Annotated in this window: 19 protein-coding genes and 1 pseudogene; 9 read left to right on the top strand and 11 right to left on the bottom strand. The window is 71.3% G+C overall.

Annotated elements, in window-relative coordinates; translation table 11 throughout:
- Window positions 1-81 precede the first annotated feature (81 nt).
- Window positions 82-324: a hypothetical protein gene (locus AB0J10_RS11265; protein WP_363060176.1), complete on the bottom strand. Its 243-nt coding sequence runs from the start codon at window positions 322-324 to the stop codon at window positions 82-84.
- A 109-nt stretch (window positions 325-433) separates the two neighbouring features.
- Window positions 434-1,315 (bottom strand): mycothiol conjugate amidase Mca, encoded by an 882-nt coding sequence (mca, locus tag AB0J10_RS11260; RefSeq protein WP_363060174.1) that lies wholly within the window; start codon window positions 1,313-1,315, stop codon window positions 434-436.
- A gap of 98 nt (window positions 1,316-1,413) precedes the next feature.
- On the opposite strand from mca, the gene AB0J10_RS11255 reads away from it, so the two are divergent.
- Window positions 1,414-1,830: a DUF4307 domain-containing protein gene (locus AB0J10_RS11255; protein WP_363060172.1), complete on the top strand. Its 417-nt coding sequence runs from the start codon at window positions 1,414-1,416 to the stop codon at window positions 1,828-1,830.
- Window positions 1,831-1,999: 169 nt separating this feature from the next.
- The gene (gene greA, locus AB0J10_RS11250) at window positions 2,000-2,497 is read left to right on the top strand and encodes a transcription elongation factor GreA (protein WP_269728712.1); all 498 of its coding nucleotides are present in this window, start codon (window positions 2,000-2,002) and stop codon (window positions 2,495-2,497) included.
- Window positions 2,498-2,603: 106 nt separating this feature from the next.
- On the opposite strand, the gene AB0J10_RS11245 is transcribed toward greA, so the two are convergent.
- From AB0J10_RS11245 to ilvA, 3 genes are all read right to left on the bottom strand, one after another.
- Window positions 2,604-3,455: an ABC transporter permease gene (locus AB0J10_RS11245; protein ID WP_363060169.1), complete on the bottom strand. Its 852-nt coding sequence runs from the start codon at window positions 3,453-3,455 to the stop codon at window positions 2,604-2,606.
- The gene (locus AB0J10_RS11240) at window positions 3,452-4,486 is read right to left on the bottom strand and encodes an ATP-binding cassette domain-containing protein (protein ID WP_363060167.1); all 1,035 of its coding nucleotides are present in this window, start codon (window positions 4,484-4,486) and stop codon (window positions 3,452-3,454) included. The genes AB0J10_RS11245 and AB0J10_RS11240 overlap by 4 nt, the downstream gene beginning before the upstream one ends.
- Before the next feature lie 291 nt (window positions 4,487-4,777).
- A complete protein-coding gene (gene ilvA / locus AB0J10_RS11235; RefSeq protein ID WP_363060165.1) occupies window positions 4,778-6,007 on the bottom strand; it encodes a threonine ammonia-lyase in 1,230 nt (409 codons plus the stop codon).
- A gap of 148 nt (window positions 6,008-6,155) precedes the next feature.
- Here ilvA and AB0J10_RS11230 point away from each other — a divergent pair, with 148 nt between their 5' ends.
- From AB0J10_RS11230 to AB0J10_RS11215, 4 genes are all read left to right on the top strand, one after another.
- A complete protein-coding gene (locus tag AB0J10_RS11230) occupies window positions 6,156-6,668 on the top strand; it encodes a MarR family transcriptional regulator (protein ID WP_363060163.1) in 513 nt (170 codons plus the stop codon).
- 31 nt (window positions 6,669-6,699) lie between these two features.
- Window positions 6,700-7,215: a sigma factor-like helix-turn-helix DNA-binding protein gene (locus AB0J10_RS11225; protein ID WP_363060161.1), complete on the top strand. Its 516-nt coding sequence runs from the start codon at window positions 6,700-6,702 to the stop codon at window positions 7,213-7,215.
- Complete coding sequence (locus AB0J10_RS11220) at window positions 7,212-7,463, top strand: hypothetical protein (RefSeq protein ID WP_363060159.1); 252 nt, start codon at window positions 7,212-7,214, stop codon at window positions 7,461-7,463. The genes AB0J10_RS11225 and AB0J10_RS11220 overlap by 4 nt, the downstream gene beginning before the upstream one ends.
- Before the next feature lie 64 nt (window positions 7,464-7,527).
- Entirely contained in the window at window positions 7,528-7,719 is a 192-nt protein-coding gene (locus tag AB0J10_RS11215) for a DUF1059 domain-containing protein (protein ID WP_269728719.1), read from the top strand.
- Window positions 7,720-7,904: 185 nt separating this feature from the next.
- Here the strand turns inward: AB0J10_RS11215 and AB0J10_RS11210 are convergent, their stop codons facing one another.
- The gene (locus AB0J10_RS11210) at window positions 7,905-9,053 is read right to left on the bottom strand and encodes a cystathionine gamma-synthase (protein WP_363060157.1); all 1,149 of its coding nucleotides are present in this window, start codon (window positions 9,051-9,053) and stop codon (window positions 7,905-7,907) included.
- Between the two features lie 83 nt (window positions 9,054-9,136).
- On the opposite strand from AB0J10_RS11210, the gene AB0J10_RS11205 reads away from it, so the two are divergent.
- The 3 genes from AB0J10_RS11205 to AB0J10_RS11195 all read left to right on the top strand — a co-directional run bounded on the left by AB0J10_RS11205 (window position 9,137) and on the right by AB0J10_RS11195 (window position 11,824).
- Window positions 9,137-10,243 carry a hypothetical protein gene (locus AB0J10_RS11205; protein WP_363060155.1) on the top strand — a complete coding sequence of 369 codons (1,107 nt, stop codon included), beginning with the start codon at window positions 9,137-9,139 and terminating at the stop codon, window positions 10,241-10,243.
- Window positions 10,244-10,346: 103 nt separating this feature from the next.
- The gene (gene msrA / locus AB0J10_RS11200; protein ID WP_363060153.1) at window positions 10,347-11,015 is read left to right on the top strand and encodes a peptide-methionine (S)-S-oxide reductase MsrA; all 669 of its coding nucleotides are present in this window, start codon (window positions 10,347-10,349) and stop codon (window positions 11,013-11,015) included.
- Between the two features lie 215 nt (window positions 11,016-11,230).
- Window positions 11,231-11,824 carry a DUF4291 domain-containing protein gene (locus tag AB0J10_RS11195; RefSeq protein WP_363060151.1) on the top strand — a complete coding sequence of 198 codons (594 nt, stop codon included), beginning with the start codon at window positions 11,231-11,233 and terminating at the stop codon, window positions 11,822-11,824.
- Window positions 11,825-12,225: 401 nt separating this feature from the next.
- On the opposite strand, the gene AB0J10_RS11190 is transcribed toward AB0J10_RS11195, so the two are convergent.
- From AB0J10_RS11190 to AB0J10_RS11170, 5 genes and pseudogenes are all read right to left on the bottom strand, one after another.
- Entirely contained in the window at window positions 12,226-13,410 is a 1,185-nt protein-coding gene (locus AB0J10_RS11190) for a histidine kinase (RefSeq protein ID WP_363060149.1), read from the bottom strand.
- Window positions 13,407-14,072 carry a response regulator transcription factor gene (locus AB0J10_RS11185; RefSeq protein WP_363060519.1) on the bottom strand — a complete coding sequence of 222 codons (666 nt, stop codon included), beginning with the start codon at window positions 14,070-14,072 and terminating at the stop codon, window positions 13,407-13,409. The genes AB0J10_RS11190 and AB0J10_RS11185 overlap by 4 nt, the downstream gene beginning before the upstream one ends.
- A gap of 138 nt (window positions 14,073-14,210) precedes the next feature.
- A complete protein-coding gene (locus AB0J10_RS11180; protein WP_363060518.1) occupies window positions 14,211-14,582 on the bottom strand; it encodes a DUF1330 domain-containing protein in 372 nt (123 codons plus the stop codon).
- 132 nt (window positions 14,583-14,714) lie between these two features.
- Window positions 14,715-14,831 (bottom strand): annotated as a pseudogene (locus tag AB0J10_RS11175) (alcohol dehydrogenase catalytic domain-containing protein); the annotation flags it as partial.
- Window positions 14,832-14,959: 128 nt separating this feature from the next.
- Window positions 14,960-16,222 carry an Ig-like domain-containing protein gene (locus tag AB0J10_RS11170; RefSeq protein ID WP_363060147.1) on the bottom strand — a complete coding sequence of 421 codons (1,263 nt, stop codon included), beginning with the start codon at window positions 16,220-16,222 and terminating at the stop codon, window positions 14,960-14,962.
- Between the last annotated feature and the right edge of the window lie 159 nt (window positions 16,223-16,381).

Raw genomic sequence — 16,381 nt, 5'->3', positions numbered from 1 at the left:
ACGGCGGGGGCAGGCACGCCCGGCCGATGTGCCCCGCCGGGCCCGGGCCGCACGGTCAGGGACGGGTCCGGAGGAGAGGTCCTACTCGCCCTTCGCCGGCTCGGCGGCGGCCCGGGACGCGGTGCCTGCCGTCGCGCCCGGCGCCGGGGCCTCCTCGAAGTCCACCCGGTTCATATGGCGGTTCATCGACTTCATCAGCAGCCAGACACCGGCCGCCATCACCGCGAAGACGATGAATCCGAGGACGCCGGGCGTCACCTTGTTCTCGTCGAGCTCCTTGGCGAGAGGGACGAGGTGCGTCATCGCCAGGCCTGTGCTGCTCATCGGTCGCTCCTTGTGTGGATGTACCGACCATACCCGGGCGCCCACGACGCCCTCTCCCGGCCCACCCGGGGCCGGGAGAGGGCGCGACGGGGGCCGGGGAACGGCCGGGTCAGGCCCGCTCGCGGACTCCGGCGAAGAGGTCGTCCTCGGGCAGGGAGGTGTCGACGAGGGACTTGGCGAGCTCGTACTCCTCGGTCGGCCACACCTCCTTCTGGATCTCCATGGGGACCCGGAACCAGCCGCCGTCGGGGTCGATCTGGGTGGCGTGCGCGATCAGCGCCCGGTCGCGGGTCTCGAAGAAGTCCGCGCACGGCACGAACGTGGTGAGGGTCCGCTCGGCGCGCTGGAACTGCTTCCAGCGCTCCAGCCACTCGCCGTACGGGGACTCCAGGCCGCGCTCGAGCAGCGCCTCGTGGAGGGCGACGGTGCGCGGGCGGTTGAAGCCCTGGTTGTAGTACACCTTCTGCGCCTGCCAGGCCGGGCCGTACTCGGACTCGGGGTACTTCTCGGTGTCGGCCGCGCCCTCGAAGGCCACCATCGTGATCTTGTGGGTCATGATGTGGTCCGGGTGCGGGTAACCGCCGTTCTCGTCGTAGGTGGTGATGACCTGCGGACGGAAGGAGCGGATCTTCCGCACCAGCTCGCCCGCCGCCTTGTCGACGTCCTCCAGCGCGAAGCAGCCCTCGGGCAGCGGGGGCAGCGGGTCGCCCTCCGGGAGGCCGGAGTCGACGAAGCCGAGCCACTCCTGCTTCACGCCCAGGATCCCGCGCGCTTCGTCCATTTCCTTGCGCCGTACCTCGTGGATGTTCTCCTCGATGTACCGGTTGCCCTGGAGCTTGGGGTTGAGGATGGAGCCGCGCTCGCCTCCCGTGCAGGTCACGACCAGCACGTCCACCCCCTCGGACACGTACTTGGCCATCGTGGCAGCGCCCTTGCTCGACTCGTCGTCGGGGTGGGCGTGGACGGCCATCAGTCGCAGCTGCTCAGTCAAGACTCGATCCTCGGTGATGTGTCGCATCGGACGGCTTCTATAGTGACGGAAACCGGGGGGCGAAAATTCCGGCGTCTTTCGGGAATGAGAGGACGATCATGGGCGCGGTGCGCGAAGGGCTTCCCGAGGGCCGTTACGGGCGCTCGGCCGACGAGCGCGCCGACCGCAAACTCAAGATCATCGGCGCGGTGCTCGGCGCCGGCTTCCTCGCCATGATCGCCTGGTTCGGCTACGACTACGTGAGCGGCCAGCGGATCAGCGCCGAGGTCATCAAGTTCGACGTCACCGCGGAGGACCGGGTCCAGGTCCATCTGGAGGTCCGCAAGGACGGCGACGCCCAGGGCTACTGCACCCTGCGCTCGCGGGCCGAGGACGGCTCCGAGGTCGGCCGCCGGGACGTCCGCTTCGACATGCGCGAGACGCGGGTGGACCGGGTCGTCACCGTGCGCACGACGGCCAGGGCGACGAGTGCCGAGCTTGCGGGCTGCACCGCCGACGACGGGCCGAAGGGCTGACGTTTTTCCGGTCACGTCCGCTCTGACCTGCGCGGACGCATTTTTGATGGCTTTCGGTCCTCCCCCTTTTCGTCGCCAATTGTTAGGCTCGTGGTTTCGCCCACTCGTGAAGGTACATCCTTCTGGGTAGGGCGATGCTTTGTATCCCCAGTACCTACGAGGAGCACCTGTGACCCAGACCAGCGAAGACGTCACCTGGCTCACCCAGGAGGCGTACAACCAGCTCAAGGCCGAGCTGGAACACCTGTCTGGTCCCGCGCGCGTCGAGATCGCGAAGAAGATCGAGGCGGCCCGTGAGGAGGGCGACCTGCGGGAGAACGGCGGGTACCACGCGGCCAAGGAGGAGCAGGGCAAGCAGGAGCTCCGTGTGCGCCAGCTGACCCAGCTCCTGGAGAAGGCCAAGGTCGGTGAGGCCCCGGCGGACAACGGCACGGTGGCTCCCGGCATGGTCGTGACGGTCGCCTTCGACGGCGACGAGAGCGACACGGAGACCTTTCTGCTCGCCTCCCGCGAGTACGCCTCGGGCGACATCTCGACGTACTCGCCGCAGTCCCCCCTCGGCTCGGGCGTGAACGGCAAGAAGGTCGGCCAGGACGCGGAGTACGAGCTTCCCAACGGCAAGACGGCCATGGTGAGGATCCTCGAGGCCAAGCCGTACCAGGGCTGAGCCGCCGCGTCAGCACGGCCCCCGCGCACCAGACGGCCCCGGCAGCGATCCGACGCTGCCGGGGCCGTCCGCCGTCCGCGGGACGGTACGAGGCGGGGTCGTGGGGTCAGACCGCCGAGCGGTACTTGCGCACCGCGAGGGTCCGGAAGACCGCGATGATCAGGATGGAATAGATGATCGACGCGAGCACCGGGTGCTGCATGGGCCAGGCGTCGGACGTCGAGACACCCGGGTTGCCGAAGAGTTCGCGGCAGGCCTGGACGGTGGCGCTGAACGGGTTCCACTCGGCGATGGTCTGCAGCCACGGCGTCATCTTGCTGGAGTCGACGAACGCGTTCGAGATGAACGTCACCGGGAAGAGCCAGATCAGACCGCCGGACGTGGCCGCCTCGGGCGTGCGGACCGACAGGCCGATCAGCGCGCCGATCCACGAGAAGGCGTAGCCGAGCAGCAAGAGCAGTGCGAAGGCCGCGAGTGCCTTGAAAACGCCCTCGTGGATCCGCCAGCCGACGAGCAGGGCGACGATGGCGAGAACCACGACCGTCAGCGCCGTCTGCACCAGGTCCGCGAGGGTACGGCCGGTGAGCACCGCGCCGCGCGTCATGGGCAGCGACCGGAAGCGGTCGATGAGGCCCTTGTGCATGTCGTCGGCGATGCCGGCCCCGGCGCCCGCGGTCGCGAACGTGACGGTCTGGGCGAAGATGCCCGCCATCAGGAACTCCCGGTAGACGGACGGGGACGTCGACCCGCCGATCTGCATGGAGCCGCCGAAGACATAGCTGAACAGCACCACGAACATGATCGGCTGGATCATCCCGAAGATGATCATCTCCGGGATCCGGGTCATCCGGATCAGATTGCGCTTGGCGACGACGAGCGAGTCGTTCACCGACTGCGCGATGCCGCCGCGCGGGCGGGACGCCGCTACGCGGTCCGCCGCTTCCTGGACGGTGGTCACTTCACGGCCTCCTTCCCGGCCTTGAGGTCCTTGTTCCGCCGGGCGGCCGGCACCTCGCCGCCGTCCTCGGCGCCCTGCTCGGCATGGCGGCCGGTCAGGGAGATGAACACGTCGTCGAGGGTCGGGCGGCGCAGACCGATGTCGTCGATCTCGATGCCGGCGGCGTCCAGCTCGCGGATCACCTCGGCGAGGAGCTTGGCCCCGCCGGTCACCGGAACCGTGAGCCTGCGGGTGTGCTCCTCGACCGCGATGTCGCCCGTGGCCGCTCCGTCCACGCCGAACCGGTGGAGGATGTCGCGGGCCGGGGCGATCTCGTCGGGCCGGTGGACGACGACCTCGACGCGCTCCCCGCCGGTGCGGGCCTTGAGCCGGTCCGCGGTGCCCCGGGCGATGACCCTGCCGTGGTCGACGACGCAGATGTCGTCGGCCAGGTGGTCGGCCTCCTCCAGGTACTGGGTGGTCAGCAGCAGGGTCGTACCGCCGCTGACGAGTTCCTTGATGACCTCCCACAGCGCCTGGCGGTTGCGCGGGTCGAGACCGGTCGTGGGCTCGTCCATGAACATCACGGGCGGGGAGACGACGAGAGCGGCGGCGAGGTCGAGGCGCCGGCGCATGCCGCCGGAGTAGGTCTTCGCCGGGCGGTCGGCGGCGTCGGCGAGGTTGAAGCGCTCCAGCAGCTCGCCCGCCCTGGCCTTCGCGGCCCTGGCGTTCATCTGGTAGAGCCGGCCGACCATCTGCAGGTTCTCGCGGCCGGTCAGGTACTCGTCGACCGCGGCGAACTGGCCGGAGAGCCCGATCGACCGCCGGACTTCATTGGGGTTCTGGAGGACGTCGACGCCCGCCACGACGGCCCTGCCGCTGTCGGGGCGGAGCAGGGTGGTCAGGACGCGCACGGCGGTGGTCTTGCCCGCGCCGTTCGGACCGAGGAGCCCGAGGACGGTGCCCTCGGGAACATCGAGGTCAACTCCGTCCAGAGCCCTTACCTCGCCGAAGGTCTTGACCAGACCCTCGGCGTAAATGGCGCCTGGCATGTGGGTACTCCCAGTCGGGTGGTGGCGGTGGTGCTTACCGTTCGCTTACTTCAGTCGATTGCTGCGCAAGCTTAGATTTCGCCAACCGCCGGCGCAGGCGAATTTACGGCCCGGGCCCACCGTAACGCGATACATCGCGACACACAACCCCGGTGACACAGCCGGGCGGCACCCGACCCGTCGCGACGACTCGCGCGCGGCCGCACGCCCCGTCGCCCGCCCCGGGCCTGCCGGACGGCCGCCGGGGCGGGCGCGAAACCGCACGGGAGGGCCGCGGGCTCGGCCGCCGGGTCAGCCGGCCGCGCGGTAGCCCGCTTCCCGGAGCGCATCCGCGACCTCCGCGCAGTGCTCCGGCCCCTTCGTCTCCAGATGGAGCTCCACCTCGACCTCCGTCAGACCGAGCCGCGGATCCGTCCGCACGTGCCCCACGTCGAGAACGTTCGCATCCGCCACCGACAACACCCCCAGCAGCGTCGCCAGCGCCCCCGGCCGGTCCGGCAGGCGCAGCCGCAGCGACAGATAGCGGCCCGCGGCGGCCATTCCGTGGCGCAGGACGCGCTGCATCAGCAGCGGGTCCACGTTGCCGCCCGACAGCACGGCCACGACGGGCCCCTGGTACGCCTGCGGGTCGGTCAGCAGCGCCGCGACGGGACTCGCCCCCGCCGGCTCTACCACCAGCTTCGCCCGCTCCAGGCACAGCAGGAGCGCCGAGGAGAGCGCGTCCTCGGAGACCGTGCGCACGTCGTCGACCAGCTCCTCCACGAGCGCGAACGGGACGTCCCCCGGCCGCCCCACCTTGATGCCGTCCGCCATGGTCGCCGGGGAATCGATCGACACCGGCCGCCCCGCGGCGAGCGACGGCGGGTACGCGGCCGACCCCTCCGCCTGGACCCCGATCAGCTTCACGTCGGGTCGCAGCGCCTTCACCGCCACCGCCATGCCCGCGACGAGGCCGCCGCCGCCGACCCCGACGACGATCGTCCGCACCTCCGGGCACTGCTCGAGGATTTCCAGCCCCACCGTGCCCTGCCCGGCGATGATGTCCGGGTGGTCGAAGGGATGGATGAAGACGGCACCGGTTTCGTGGGCGTACTCCTGCGCCGCGGCCAGGGTCTCGTCGACGACATGGCCGTGCAGCCTCACATCGGCGCCGTAGTCACGGGTCGCGGCGACCTTCGGCAGCGGAGCCCCCTTCGGCATGAAGACCGTGGAGCGCACACCGAGCAGCGAGGAGGCGAGCGCGACGCCCTGCGCGTGGTTGCCCGCCGACGCCGCGACCACACCGGCCGCCCGCTCCTCGGGCCGCAGCCCCGAGATCCGCACGTAGGCGCCGCGCAGCTTGAACGACCCCGTCCGCTGGAGGTTCTCGCACTTCAGGTGCACCGGGGCCCCGACCAGGCCGGACAGATGACGGCTGCCCTCCATGGGCGTCAGCCGGGCGACCCCGGAGAGCATCTTCTGGGCGCCCCGCACGTCGTCGAGGATGACCGGGTGAAAGGGGCCAGTGGTACGGAAGCTCATGACAGCAAGTCTCGCAGCTCAGCGGCGGGACGGCGGCCCCGGGAAGGCGGCCGTCCACAGGTTTCCCCAGGGCCGGTACGGACCCGCCCGGCTGCGCGTACTCTGTCCCCCACCAACCGACCACCGCACGAGAGAGCCCCCCGTAGCCATGCCCACATCTCAGGACATGACGACTGATCTTGACGCCGGTCTCCTCGATGCCCTCCAGCACCAGGTGGCCGTCTTCGCGCGCAGGGCAGAACAGACGCGGCTGGGCGGTGTCGGCCAGGTCCGCAACTCGATGGACCGTGCCGCCTATCTGCTGCTCAACCGGCTCGACCGGGAAGGCCCGATGGGCGTCAAGGCCCTCGCGGCGGGCATGGGCATCGACTCCTCGACCGTCACCCGCCAGGTCGCCCCGCTCGTCGACACCGGCCTGGTGAAGCGCACGTCCCACCCGGAGGACGGCCGCGCCGTCGTACTGCAGCTGTCCCCCCGCGGCCTGGCCCGCCTGGAGGAGGTCCGCTCCTCACGGCGCGAACTCATGGCCCAGGTGACCGGCGGCTGGACTCCGGAGGAGCGGGAATCGTTCTGCACCCTGCTCACCCGTTTCAACTCGGCGCTCTCCGCCCGGCAGGCCGGGCTGCCCGCCGAAGCGACGGAGGCGTCCCCGACCTCTTGACCCGGACCGCCGCCTGCCTTGATATGAGGACGTGCGCGAGAGCCGGGAGTCCACGCTCGCCGGCCGCAGGGCCCGCGAGTTCGAGGCATTCGTCGCGGGCGCCGGTGGCCGGCTGCTGCACGTCGCGGCCCTGCTGACCGCCGAGCCCCCAGGCCGGTGCCCCGCGTCCCAGCGGCTGCTGCTCGGCGCCCTGGCCCACATGTACGCCGAGTGGGACCGACTGCGCGACGAGGATCCGTACGACCGCACCCGCCAGGAGCTCGTCACCCGCTTCGCGCGCAGCGCCTGGCGCCTGCACCGGCGCTCCCGCGTCTGGGACTCCGGGGCGGAGCGCGGGGTGCTCGCCAGGCTCGGTCCGCAGGAGCGGCTCGTCGTGGTGCTGCGGCTGTACGAGGGCGTGCCCGAGGAGCAGACGGCCGCGCTGCTTGGGCTGCCGGTGGAGCGGGTAAGGACGATCGGCACCCGTGCGGTGTCCCTGCTGCGCAGCACCCGCCCGCCGCGGCTGCGCGCACCGAGCTGGACCGGCGGCCGGGCGGACGCCCGATGAGCCGCCCGGGACGCAAGGAGGAGGAGGTACGGCGGATGCTGGACGCCCCGCACCCCCTCGTGCCGGCCGATCTGCACGTCCGGGCGGCGCGCCGCGGCGCCCGGCTGCGCCGCCGGCGCCGCACGCTCCACCACGTGGGGTTCGTGCTGCTGCTGGCGGCGGCGATCGCCTTCGCCGTGTGGGCGGTGGCCGTCCAGCCGTGGGTCGTACCGCCCTCGGCGACGACCCCGGAGATCGACGGCTGGTGAGGGCCCCGCCGTCCGGACCTATCCTGGAACCAGCGGCGCAACGCCTCAGCACCAGGAGGTCGCCATGACCAGGAAAGTTGCCGACTGCCGCAAGTTCCCCAGCGAGACGGACTGCACGCTCACCATCTCGGGCGAGGAGGACGAAGTCCTGCGAGCCGCCACCGACCACGCCGTCTCCGTCCACGGTCACACCGAGTCGCCCGAACTCCGCGAGCAGATACGCGGAATGCTCGAGGACGAGAAAGTCGGCGCCTGACCCGCAGTCAGGTCACCCGCCCCGCACACCGGATCACGCACACGGGACGCCGACCGGGCACACGGCCCCGCCGGACGCACGGGTCTGGACGTGCACCACCGGCCGTGAACAGCGGGACCGCGCGCCCGGAGGCGCAGGGGAGCACCCACCTCCCGAACGCGCCGGCCGGACACACGGCCCGTCCGTCACCGGCCCAGCGCCTGCTGGAGGTCGGCCAGCAGATCGTCCGCCGACTCGATGCCCACCGAAAGCCGCACCAGGTCCGCCGGGACCTCCAGCGCGGAGCCGGCGACACTGGCGTGCGTCATCCTGCCCGGGTGCTCGATCAGCGACTCGACACCGCCCAGGGACTCACCGAGGGTGAACAGCCGGGCACGGTTGCAGACCTCGACGGCCGCCTCCTCGCCGCCCTGGACCTGGAACGAGACCATTCCGCCGAAGTTCCTCATCTGCTTCGCCGCGATCCCGTGCCCCGGGTGCCCCTCCAGACCGGGGTACAGCACCCGCGTCACCTTGGGGTGGCCGCTGAGCATCTCCGCCACCCGCGCCGCGTTCTCGCTGTGGCGGTCCATGCGCACCGCGAGCGTCTTGATGCCCCGCAGCACGATCCACGAGTCGAAGGGCCCGGCAACCGCGCCCATCGCGTTCTGGTGGTACGCCAGTTCCTCGCCGAGACCGGCGTCGGCCGTGACCAGCGCCCCGCCGACCACGTCCGAGTGACCGCCCATGTACTTGGTGAGCGAGTGCACGACCACGTCGGCACCGAGCCCGAGGGGCTGCTGCAGGTACGGGCTGGCGAAGGTGTTGTCCACGACGAGCTTCGCCCCGGCCGTACGGGCGATGTCCGCGACGGCGGCGATGTCGGTGATACCGAGCAGCGGATTCGACGGGGTCTCGACCCAGATCACCTTCGTACGGTCGGTGAGGGCGGCCCGCACCGACGCGGGGTCGGAGGTGTCCGCCACCGAGTACTCCACGCCCCAGCGCTGCACCACCTTGGCGAACAGCCGGAACGTTCCGCCGTAGGCGTCGTTCGGGATCACCACGTGGTCGCCGGGCACCAGCAGCGCGCGCAGCAGGCAGTCCTCGGCGGCGAGCCCGGAGGCGAAGGCGAGGCCACGGCTGCCGCCCTCCAGCGCCGCGAGGTTCTCCTCCAGCGCCGTACGGGTCGGGTTGGCGCTGCGGCTGTACTCGTAACCGCCCCGCAGCCCGCCCACACCGTCCTGCTTGTAGGTGGACACCTGGTAGATGGGCGGGACGACCGCGCCGGTCAGCGGGTCGGCGGTGTTGCCCGCGTGGATGGCGAGGGTCTCGAAACTGTGCTGGTCGCTCATGCGACCCGAGCGTAGTCCCCCCTCGGGCCTCCGGGCGCTCCCCGGCCGGTTCCCATCGCTCGGCCGTCCGGGACAATGGCCCCATGGAGATTCTCTGGTTCCTGATCGCGCTCGGCCTGCTGGCCGCGGCGATCGGCCCGTTCGTGATGCGCCGCCGCCACGCCGTACGACAGGTCGCCCCCGGTTCGCCGGACGCCGCCGACCCCGCCGCCTACGGATTCGTGCGCCAGGAGGAACTCGACCTGCGGCTGCCCGGGCCCGACCAGGACCTCCTCGACGTACTCGACCTGGTGCAGCGCACCCAGGACTGGCGGGCCGCGTCCCAGCTTCTCGCGGGCACCGAGAAGGAGGGCGAACGGCGCTGGCAGCGGGTGCAGGCGTTCGCGGGCGCCGCGTCGCTGGAACTCCAGCACCAGCCCGGGACCGGGGGATCGTGGCTGCGCGCCTGGCGGGCGGAGTCGCCGAAGGACGCGGGCGGCGCCGCCGTCCACGCGGAGTTCCTGGTGCAGCAGGCCTGGCGGTCCTCCGGCGGAGTCGGCAGCGACGACTTCCGGATCATCCTGGAGGAGGCCCGCTCGGTGTGCGGGGAAGCCGCCCTGCTCGCGCCGGGCGACCCCGTCCCGTACATCACCGAGCTCGCCGTGGCCCGGGGGCTCGGCTACTCCCACGAGCAGTTCGACCAGGTGTGGGCCAAGGTGATCGACCGCGCCCCCGCGCACATGGGCGCCCATCTCGCGGCCCTGCACTACTGGTGCGAGAAGTGGCACGGCTCGCGGGAGGAGGCCGACCACTTCGCCACCACCTCGGCCGCCCGCGCCCCCCAGGGCTCGCTGCTGTCCGCCCTGCCGCTGTTCGCCGTGTTCGAGCACCTGCCCGAGGTCAACCTGGTCTCCGGCTTCTACCAGAGCGCGGTCGTCACCAAGGCCGTGGAGGGCGCCCTGCACGCCGCGCACCACGCGTCGGCGAACGACCCGGTCCTCCCCCACGTCCGCCATCTGCTGATCTTCTTCCTGGTCAGGTCCGAGCGCTGGGCCGAGGCCATGCACCAGCTGGTCCACGTCGACGGCCACGTCGGCGCCCTGCCCTGGACCCACGGCAGCGACCCGGCCGGTGAGTACACGGTCTACCGGGCGCTCGCGGTCGCGGGCTACGAGGCGAACGGCGGCAGCCCCGCGACTCTGCCGCACTGACGGCACGGAACCGCTCGGCGGCCGGCCGCTCCGGGCCCGCGGGGGAATCCCGCGGGCCCGGAGTGCGTTCTGGCGGGTGCAACCACTCCCGGAGGAGATTCGCATGTTCCTGAACCGCCGCGTCCCTGAGCTGCCCAACCCCGCCCAGGCCCTGCGCGGTCGCGAAACCCCCGAATTCGACGTGCCCGCCCGCCACACCGTCCTCGGCAAGCCGCTCCTCGGCCCCTACCCCGAGGGCCTGGCGGTCGCCGACTTCGCGCTGGGCTGCTTCTGGGGCGCCGAGCGCACGTTCTGGCGGATCGACGGTGTGTGGACCACTCTCGTCGGCTACCAGGGCGGCTACACCCCGAACCCGACGTACGAAGAGGTCTGCTCGGGCCTCACCGGCCACACCGAGGCCGTCCGCGTCGTGTACGACCCGTCCGTCGTCTCCTACGAGCAACTGCTGAAGGTCTTCTGGGAGGCCCACGACCCGACCCAGGGCTTCCGCCAGGGCAACGACGTGGGCACGCAGTACCGCTCGGCGATCCACACCCACACACCGGCCCAGGCCGAGGCCGCGGAGGCATCCCGCGTCGCCTACCAGAAGGTGCTGACGGGCGCGGGCCACGGCACGATCACGACGGAGATCCTGCCCGCGGAGGGCCGGACCTTCTACCCGGCCGAGGGATACCACCAGCAGTACCTCGACAAGAACCCGGCGGGCTACTGCGGTATCGGAGGCACGGGCGTCTCCTGCCCGGTGGGGGTCGCCGGGGCACCCGGGAAGTGACCTTCCCGGCCAGGAGCACCGAGCCATGACCGTCGTACGAGCGCGGCTGTGACCCGACCGACATCCGGGCCGCCTTCGGCCGGACACCTCGTCTGCTCGCCGGCAGACATGGCCCTGATGACCAGCACGGCTTACGCGGACAACCGGGTGCGCCGCCCGCGGCAGAGCCGAAAATCAATGGCCGAGGGGAATCGGTCGGACCCACCCTGTTCGCCATGGAAGAACCGCAACGCAGAATCCGCGCGCTCCACACGCCGTCCACGATCACCGTCTATCAGGCTTACTCAGCGGAGATCGGCGTACCTGCGGCTCGCCAGGGCCGTTTCCCCGCTGCGTGGAAGCGGGACCGGATGACGTGGGTCAAGCCGTCGTTCCTGTGGATGATGTACCGCTGCGGCTGGGGCACGAAGCCCGGGCAGGAGACCGTCCTCGCCGTCGAGATCACTCGTGAGGGCTTCGAGTGGGCGCTGCGCAACGCGTGCCTGTCGAGTTACGTCCGTGGGCTGGATCCCGACCGCGGCACCTGGCAACGCCGGCTGAAGCAGGCACCGGCCCGCGTCCAGTGGGACCCCGAGCGGGATCTGCACCTGCAGCCGCTGCCGTACCGCTCGCTGCAACTCGGGCTCTCCGGCGAAGCCGTACGACGCTACGCGGACGAGTGGACGGTCTCGATCAACGACGTGACTCCGCTCGCCCGTGAGATCCACGCACTCGTCGGCAGCGGCGACCTGGACTCCGCGACCCGACTGCTGCCCCACGATCGGCCGTACCCCGCCGGGGACGAACTGATGGCCCGTCCGATTTCGTGACGGGGCACGTTCGTCCGGGGTCCGGCCGCCACTCATGTCGCACGGCACCACCGGCAGGGCCGGGACGGGGATCTCCTGGCCGGTGCGTGCGGACCGGGGCAGTCGACCGGAGCTGCGGCGTGGGCACCTGGGGGCGCCCCGCCCCAACGGCGCGGCCGAAGCGGACGGCGGCCATCGGTCTCCCGGCCCGGTGAGCTGGGGGCTGGCGCTGGGGGTACGACCCCGATCACGACCATGCGACGGGCGGCATTCCTGATCATGTGGTGGCGGAAGTGGAACGTCTCGTCGGCCAGCTCGTCGAACTTGCCGATAGGGGCATCGACGTCGGCGACGTCGGTCACACCACTCGCCGACGGATCGCGCTCGCCCCGCTCGTCCAGGATGCGCATGCATCGCGACCGTCAGACGTGCCCCTCCGCCGGTAGCTCCAGGCGGAGTTCGTAGCCACCGTCCGCCGTCGGGCCGGAGTCGACCGTACCGCCCAGGAGCTCGGCTCGCTGGCGCAGGCTGACGAGGCCGTAGTGGGCGCTGGGGAGGGGCAGGGCGGGCCGGGTCGGAGCCGTGTTGGTGACCGTGACGCGGACCGCGCCGCCGTCGCGCCGCACACGGACCGTGGCCGTGGCACCGGGCGCGTGCTTGCGGACGTTGGTCAGGGCCTCCTGCACGGTGCGGTAGATGGCACGCTGGACGGTCGGCGGCAGCCCGTCCTGGACCGGCGTCGCACCGGCCGGCGGCGGAGCGGCGTCTGCGCCGGGTGCCGGACCGGCCGGCGGTCGGCGGCCCGCAGACGGCAGGTCCGTGTGCAGTTCGGCCCGGATGCCGCTGCCGTCCACGAGCCGCTGGAGATCCGCCATGGACGGCTGGGGGGTGAGTTCGGCGGGTCGGCCGCCGGAGGCCCGCAGGACACCGACCATGTGGCGCAGTTCGTCCAGGGTCTGCACGCTCAGCCGCCGGATCGTGGCCGCCGCGTCCCTGACCTCGGGGTCGCGGGTGCCGACCTGGAGCGCTCCGGCGCGCACCGCGATCAGGCTGACCTGGTGGGAGACCACGTCGTGCATCTCGCGAGCGAGCTGGGCACGCTCCTTTGCCAGGACGGTCTGGGTGGTCAGCAGCCGCTCGTGGTCCCGAGCCTCTGAGATCTCCGCCAGCCGCAGGGAGAGGTCGCGCCGGGTCTGGACGAGCTGGCCCAGGAAGACGGGCGCGGCGGCCGTCGCTGCGGTGTAGCCCAGGGTGATGAGGGTGGAGGTCTTCGTCAGGTCGAGCTCCGGCGAGGGCAGCGAGATCATGTCGCTGACCGTGAAGGCCAGCGCGCAGACGGCGAGCAGGATGCGGCGGCGGGACAGCGAGGCGAGGGTGTAGAGCGCGGCCAGCCCGGCGAAGATCGCGTCGTTCAGGGCGACGGCGGGCAGCGTGATCAGGAAGACGAGCAGCGGCACCCGGCGGCGCAGCGCGAGGGCGAACGCGGCGACCAGGGCGAAGCCCAGGCGCAGCGGCTCGGCCGCGGTGACGTTGACCCAGACGTCGAGCAGTGCCACCCCGACCAGCACGGCGTCCATCACGGGGGGCGGTACGCGGCGGGAGGTCATGGCGCCTCCTGGTCCCGGGGTGGTCTGAGCAGGCCGGCCCGCTCCGCGAGCAGGGCGGCCTGCACCCGGCCGGCCACTTCGAGTTTGGTGAGGATGGCGCTGACGTGGTCCTTCACCGTGCCGGTGCCCAGGTGCAGCCGGGCGCCGATGTCGGCGTTGGAGAGTCCCTCGGCGATCAGTACGAGCACGGCGCGTTCCCGGTCGCTCAGCCGGGCGATGCCGCGTGCGGCGGCCTCCTCGGGTCCCGCGTCGAGATAGCCGTCCACGACGGTCCTGGTGACCTTGGACGACAGCACGGTTCCGCCGTCGGCGAGGGTCCGCACCAGGAACGGCAGCCCCTCGGGGTCGGTGTCCTTGAGCAGGAAGCCGGCGGCGCCCGCGCGCAGTGCCGTCGCCACGTACTCGTCCATGTCGAACGTCGTGAGCATGGCGACGACCGGAGGGTGCGGCAGGCGGCGCAGGCGGCCGAGGACGGTGAGTCCGTCCACGTCCGGCATGCGGATGTCCAGCAAGACGACGTCGGGGCGGGACTCCTCGGCGGTGCGTACCGCCTCGGCGCCGGGGACCGCGCCCACGACCTCGATGTCGTCGGCCGCGTCGAGGATGTGCTGGAAGCCCGTGCGGATCAGGGCCTCGTCGTCGACCACCATTACCCGGATCACGCGTGCTCCGCTCGCCATGCCCCGTGGGCCCACTGTCCGATTCGTACCACGGCGGGCGGTGGGCCGCGCGGGTGAGCGGGCGGGGCGACCGTCCGGACGGGGTGGCGGGCAGCCCCTGCTGACGCAGGCGGCGGCCCGTCACTCCGGACGGCGCCCGCCCGCCACCTTCCGCGCCTCGCGCAACTCCGCCGCGGTGGCGGCCGCCTCGTATCCGTCCGGTACGCCGTCGACGAGCAGGACGTCGCCGGGGACGTGGCGGGTGCGCAGCGGGAGAAGGGCCTGGTAGTCCGGGGAGGCGTACCAGTCGCGGGCGGCCTTCATCGTGGGGAAGGCGATGACGACGAGCGCGCCGGGCCACTCGCCTTCGAGGACGTCGCGTTCGCCGGCACCGTGCACGAGGAAGCGGCCGTCGAAGGGGTCGAGGGTGGACTGTATGCGCTCCATGTACGTCAGGACCTCGTCGTCGAGACGGGCCGCGGGGAAGAGGTTGCCGATCGCGTATGCACTCATGCCCCGATCGTGGCCCGGGCCGGACGCCCGGTCGATTACCTCCGGGGTCATGCGGCCGGGACGATCTGCTTCCGGGGCAGGTGGACGAGGGGACGACCGGACCCGGGGGACCAGCGGGCAGCCGACGCCGGCGCGGTCGCCGACCGCGAACCTGGTGGCCCCGGGGCCGGCCTCGGTGACGACGCCGGCGATCTCATGGCCGGGCACCATAGGGAAGACTCGTGCGACCGACAGCCACGCCCGGCGCATACGAGCACGAGCACCAGCACGACGAAGGCGGTGGCCCCGGTGCGATCCGGGTGCCACCGCCTTGGTGCGGCAGGTTCGGTGGACGGGCGGCCGGCCCCGCGGGGCGGGCCGACGGGCCCGACGCGGGATCAGACCGCCGAGCCGGCCTTCCAGTCCGCCCAGCTCATGTTCCAGCCGTTGAGGCCGTTGTCCGGCTGGATCGTCTTGTCCTTGGAGTTCTTGACGACCACGACGTCACCGACGATCGAGTTGTCGTAGAACCAGGCCGCGGGCTGCTTCGGGTCGCCGGCGCCCTTGACGTCGTTCAGACCCACGCAGCCGTGGCTGGTGTTGGCGCTGCCGAAGATCGAGTCGGCGCCCCAGTAGTTGCCGTGGATGAACGTGCCGGAGGTGGACAGCCGCATGGCGTGCGGGACGTCCTTGATGTCGTACTCGCCCTTGCCGTCGTCGTCCGTGAAGCCGACGGTGGCACCGTTCATCCGGGTCTCCTTGAACTTCTCCGAGATGACCATCCGGCCGTTGTAGGTCGGGTTCTCGGGCGAGCCGGCGGAGATCGGGATGGTCTTGACGGTCTTGCCGTCCTGGGTGACCGTCATGGTCTTGGCGGCAGCGTCCACGGTGGAGACCTGGTTGCGGCCGATGGTGAAGGTCACCGTCTTCTGCTGGACGCCGAAGACGCCGTCGGCGCCCTCCACACCGTCCAGGTTCAGCTTCAGCGTGACGGTGGAACCCTCCTGCCAGTAGTCGTCCGGGCGGAAGTCCAGCCGCTGGGAGTTGAACCAGTGGCCGACGACCTCCTGGCCGCTGCTGGAGGAGACGGTGATGCCGGACTGCACGGCCTTGCGGTCCGTGATCGCCTTGTTGAAGTTGATCGAGACCGGCATGCCGACGCCGACGGTGGAGCCGTCCTCGGGCGTGAAGTTGCCGATGAAGCTGTTGTCGGGCGAGACCGTGGTGAACGAGGAGTTCTCGTGCGCCTCGCGGCCCTTCCCGTCCTTGGCGGAGGCCGAGATCTTGTAGACGGTGGCCCGCTCCAGCTGCCCGTTGGGCTTCCAGCTCTTGCCGTCGCTGCTGAGCGTGCCCTCGACGGTCTCGCCGTCGCCGGTGGTCATGGCGACCTCGGTGAGCGTGCCCTCGCTGACGGTGACCTTGGCGTCGTTGTTGATGCTCGCGTTGGTCGCGCCGTTCTTGGGCGAGATGACTATTCGGGCGTCCGAGGCGTCCTTGGCGGCCGCCTCGTCCACCTGCTCCTGCGACTTCGTCGAGCTCTCGGCACCGGGGCCGTCGGCATCGGCACTGCTGCAGCCCGTGAGTACCAGTACGCCGCCGAGCAGGGCGGACACGGTCAGACGTCCGCGCCGCTTGCTGTCCGTCATCACACGCTTCTCCATCGTCACCGATTTACCTGCGATCTCTATCAAGAAGACCCAAAACGCCCCGCCCGGTTCCAGTCCTGGCGGATTTTGTGGGCAACACCACTCATCGACGCGTCCGAGGGCGCGCCGGTTGCGGTCGCGCGCCCTCCTGTTCCGGTCCCGGCGATCCTTCAT

The organism is Streptomyces sp. NPDC049887 (genome assembly GCF_040656535.1).
Classification (GTDB): Bacteria; Actinomycetota; Actinomycetes; order Streptomycetales; family Streptomycetaceae; genus Streptomyces.
This window is presented reverse-complemented; position numbering and strand designations above follow the sequence as displayed.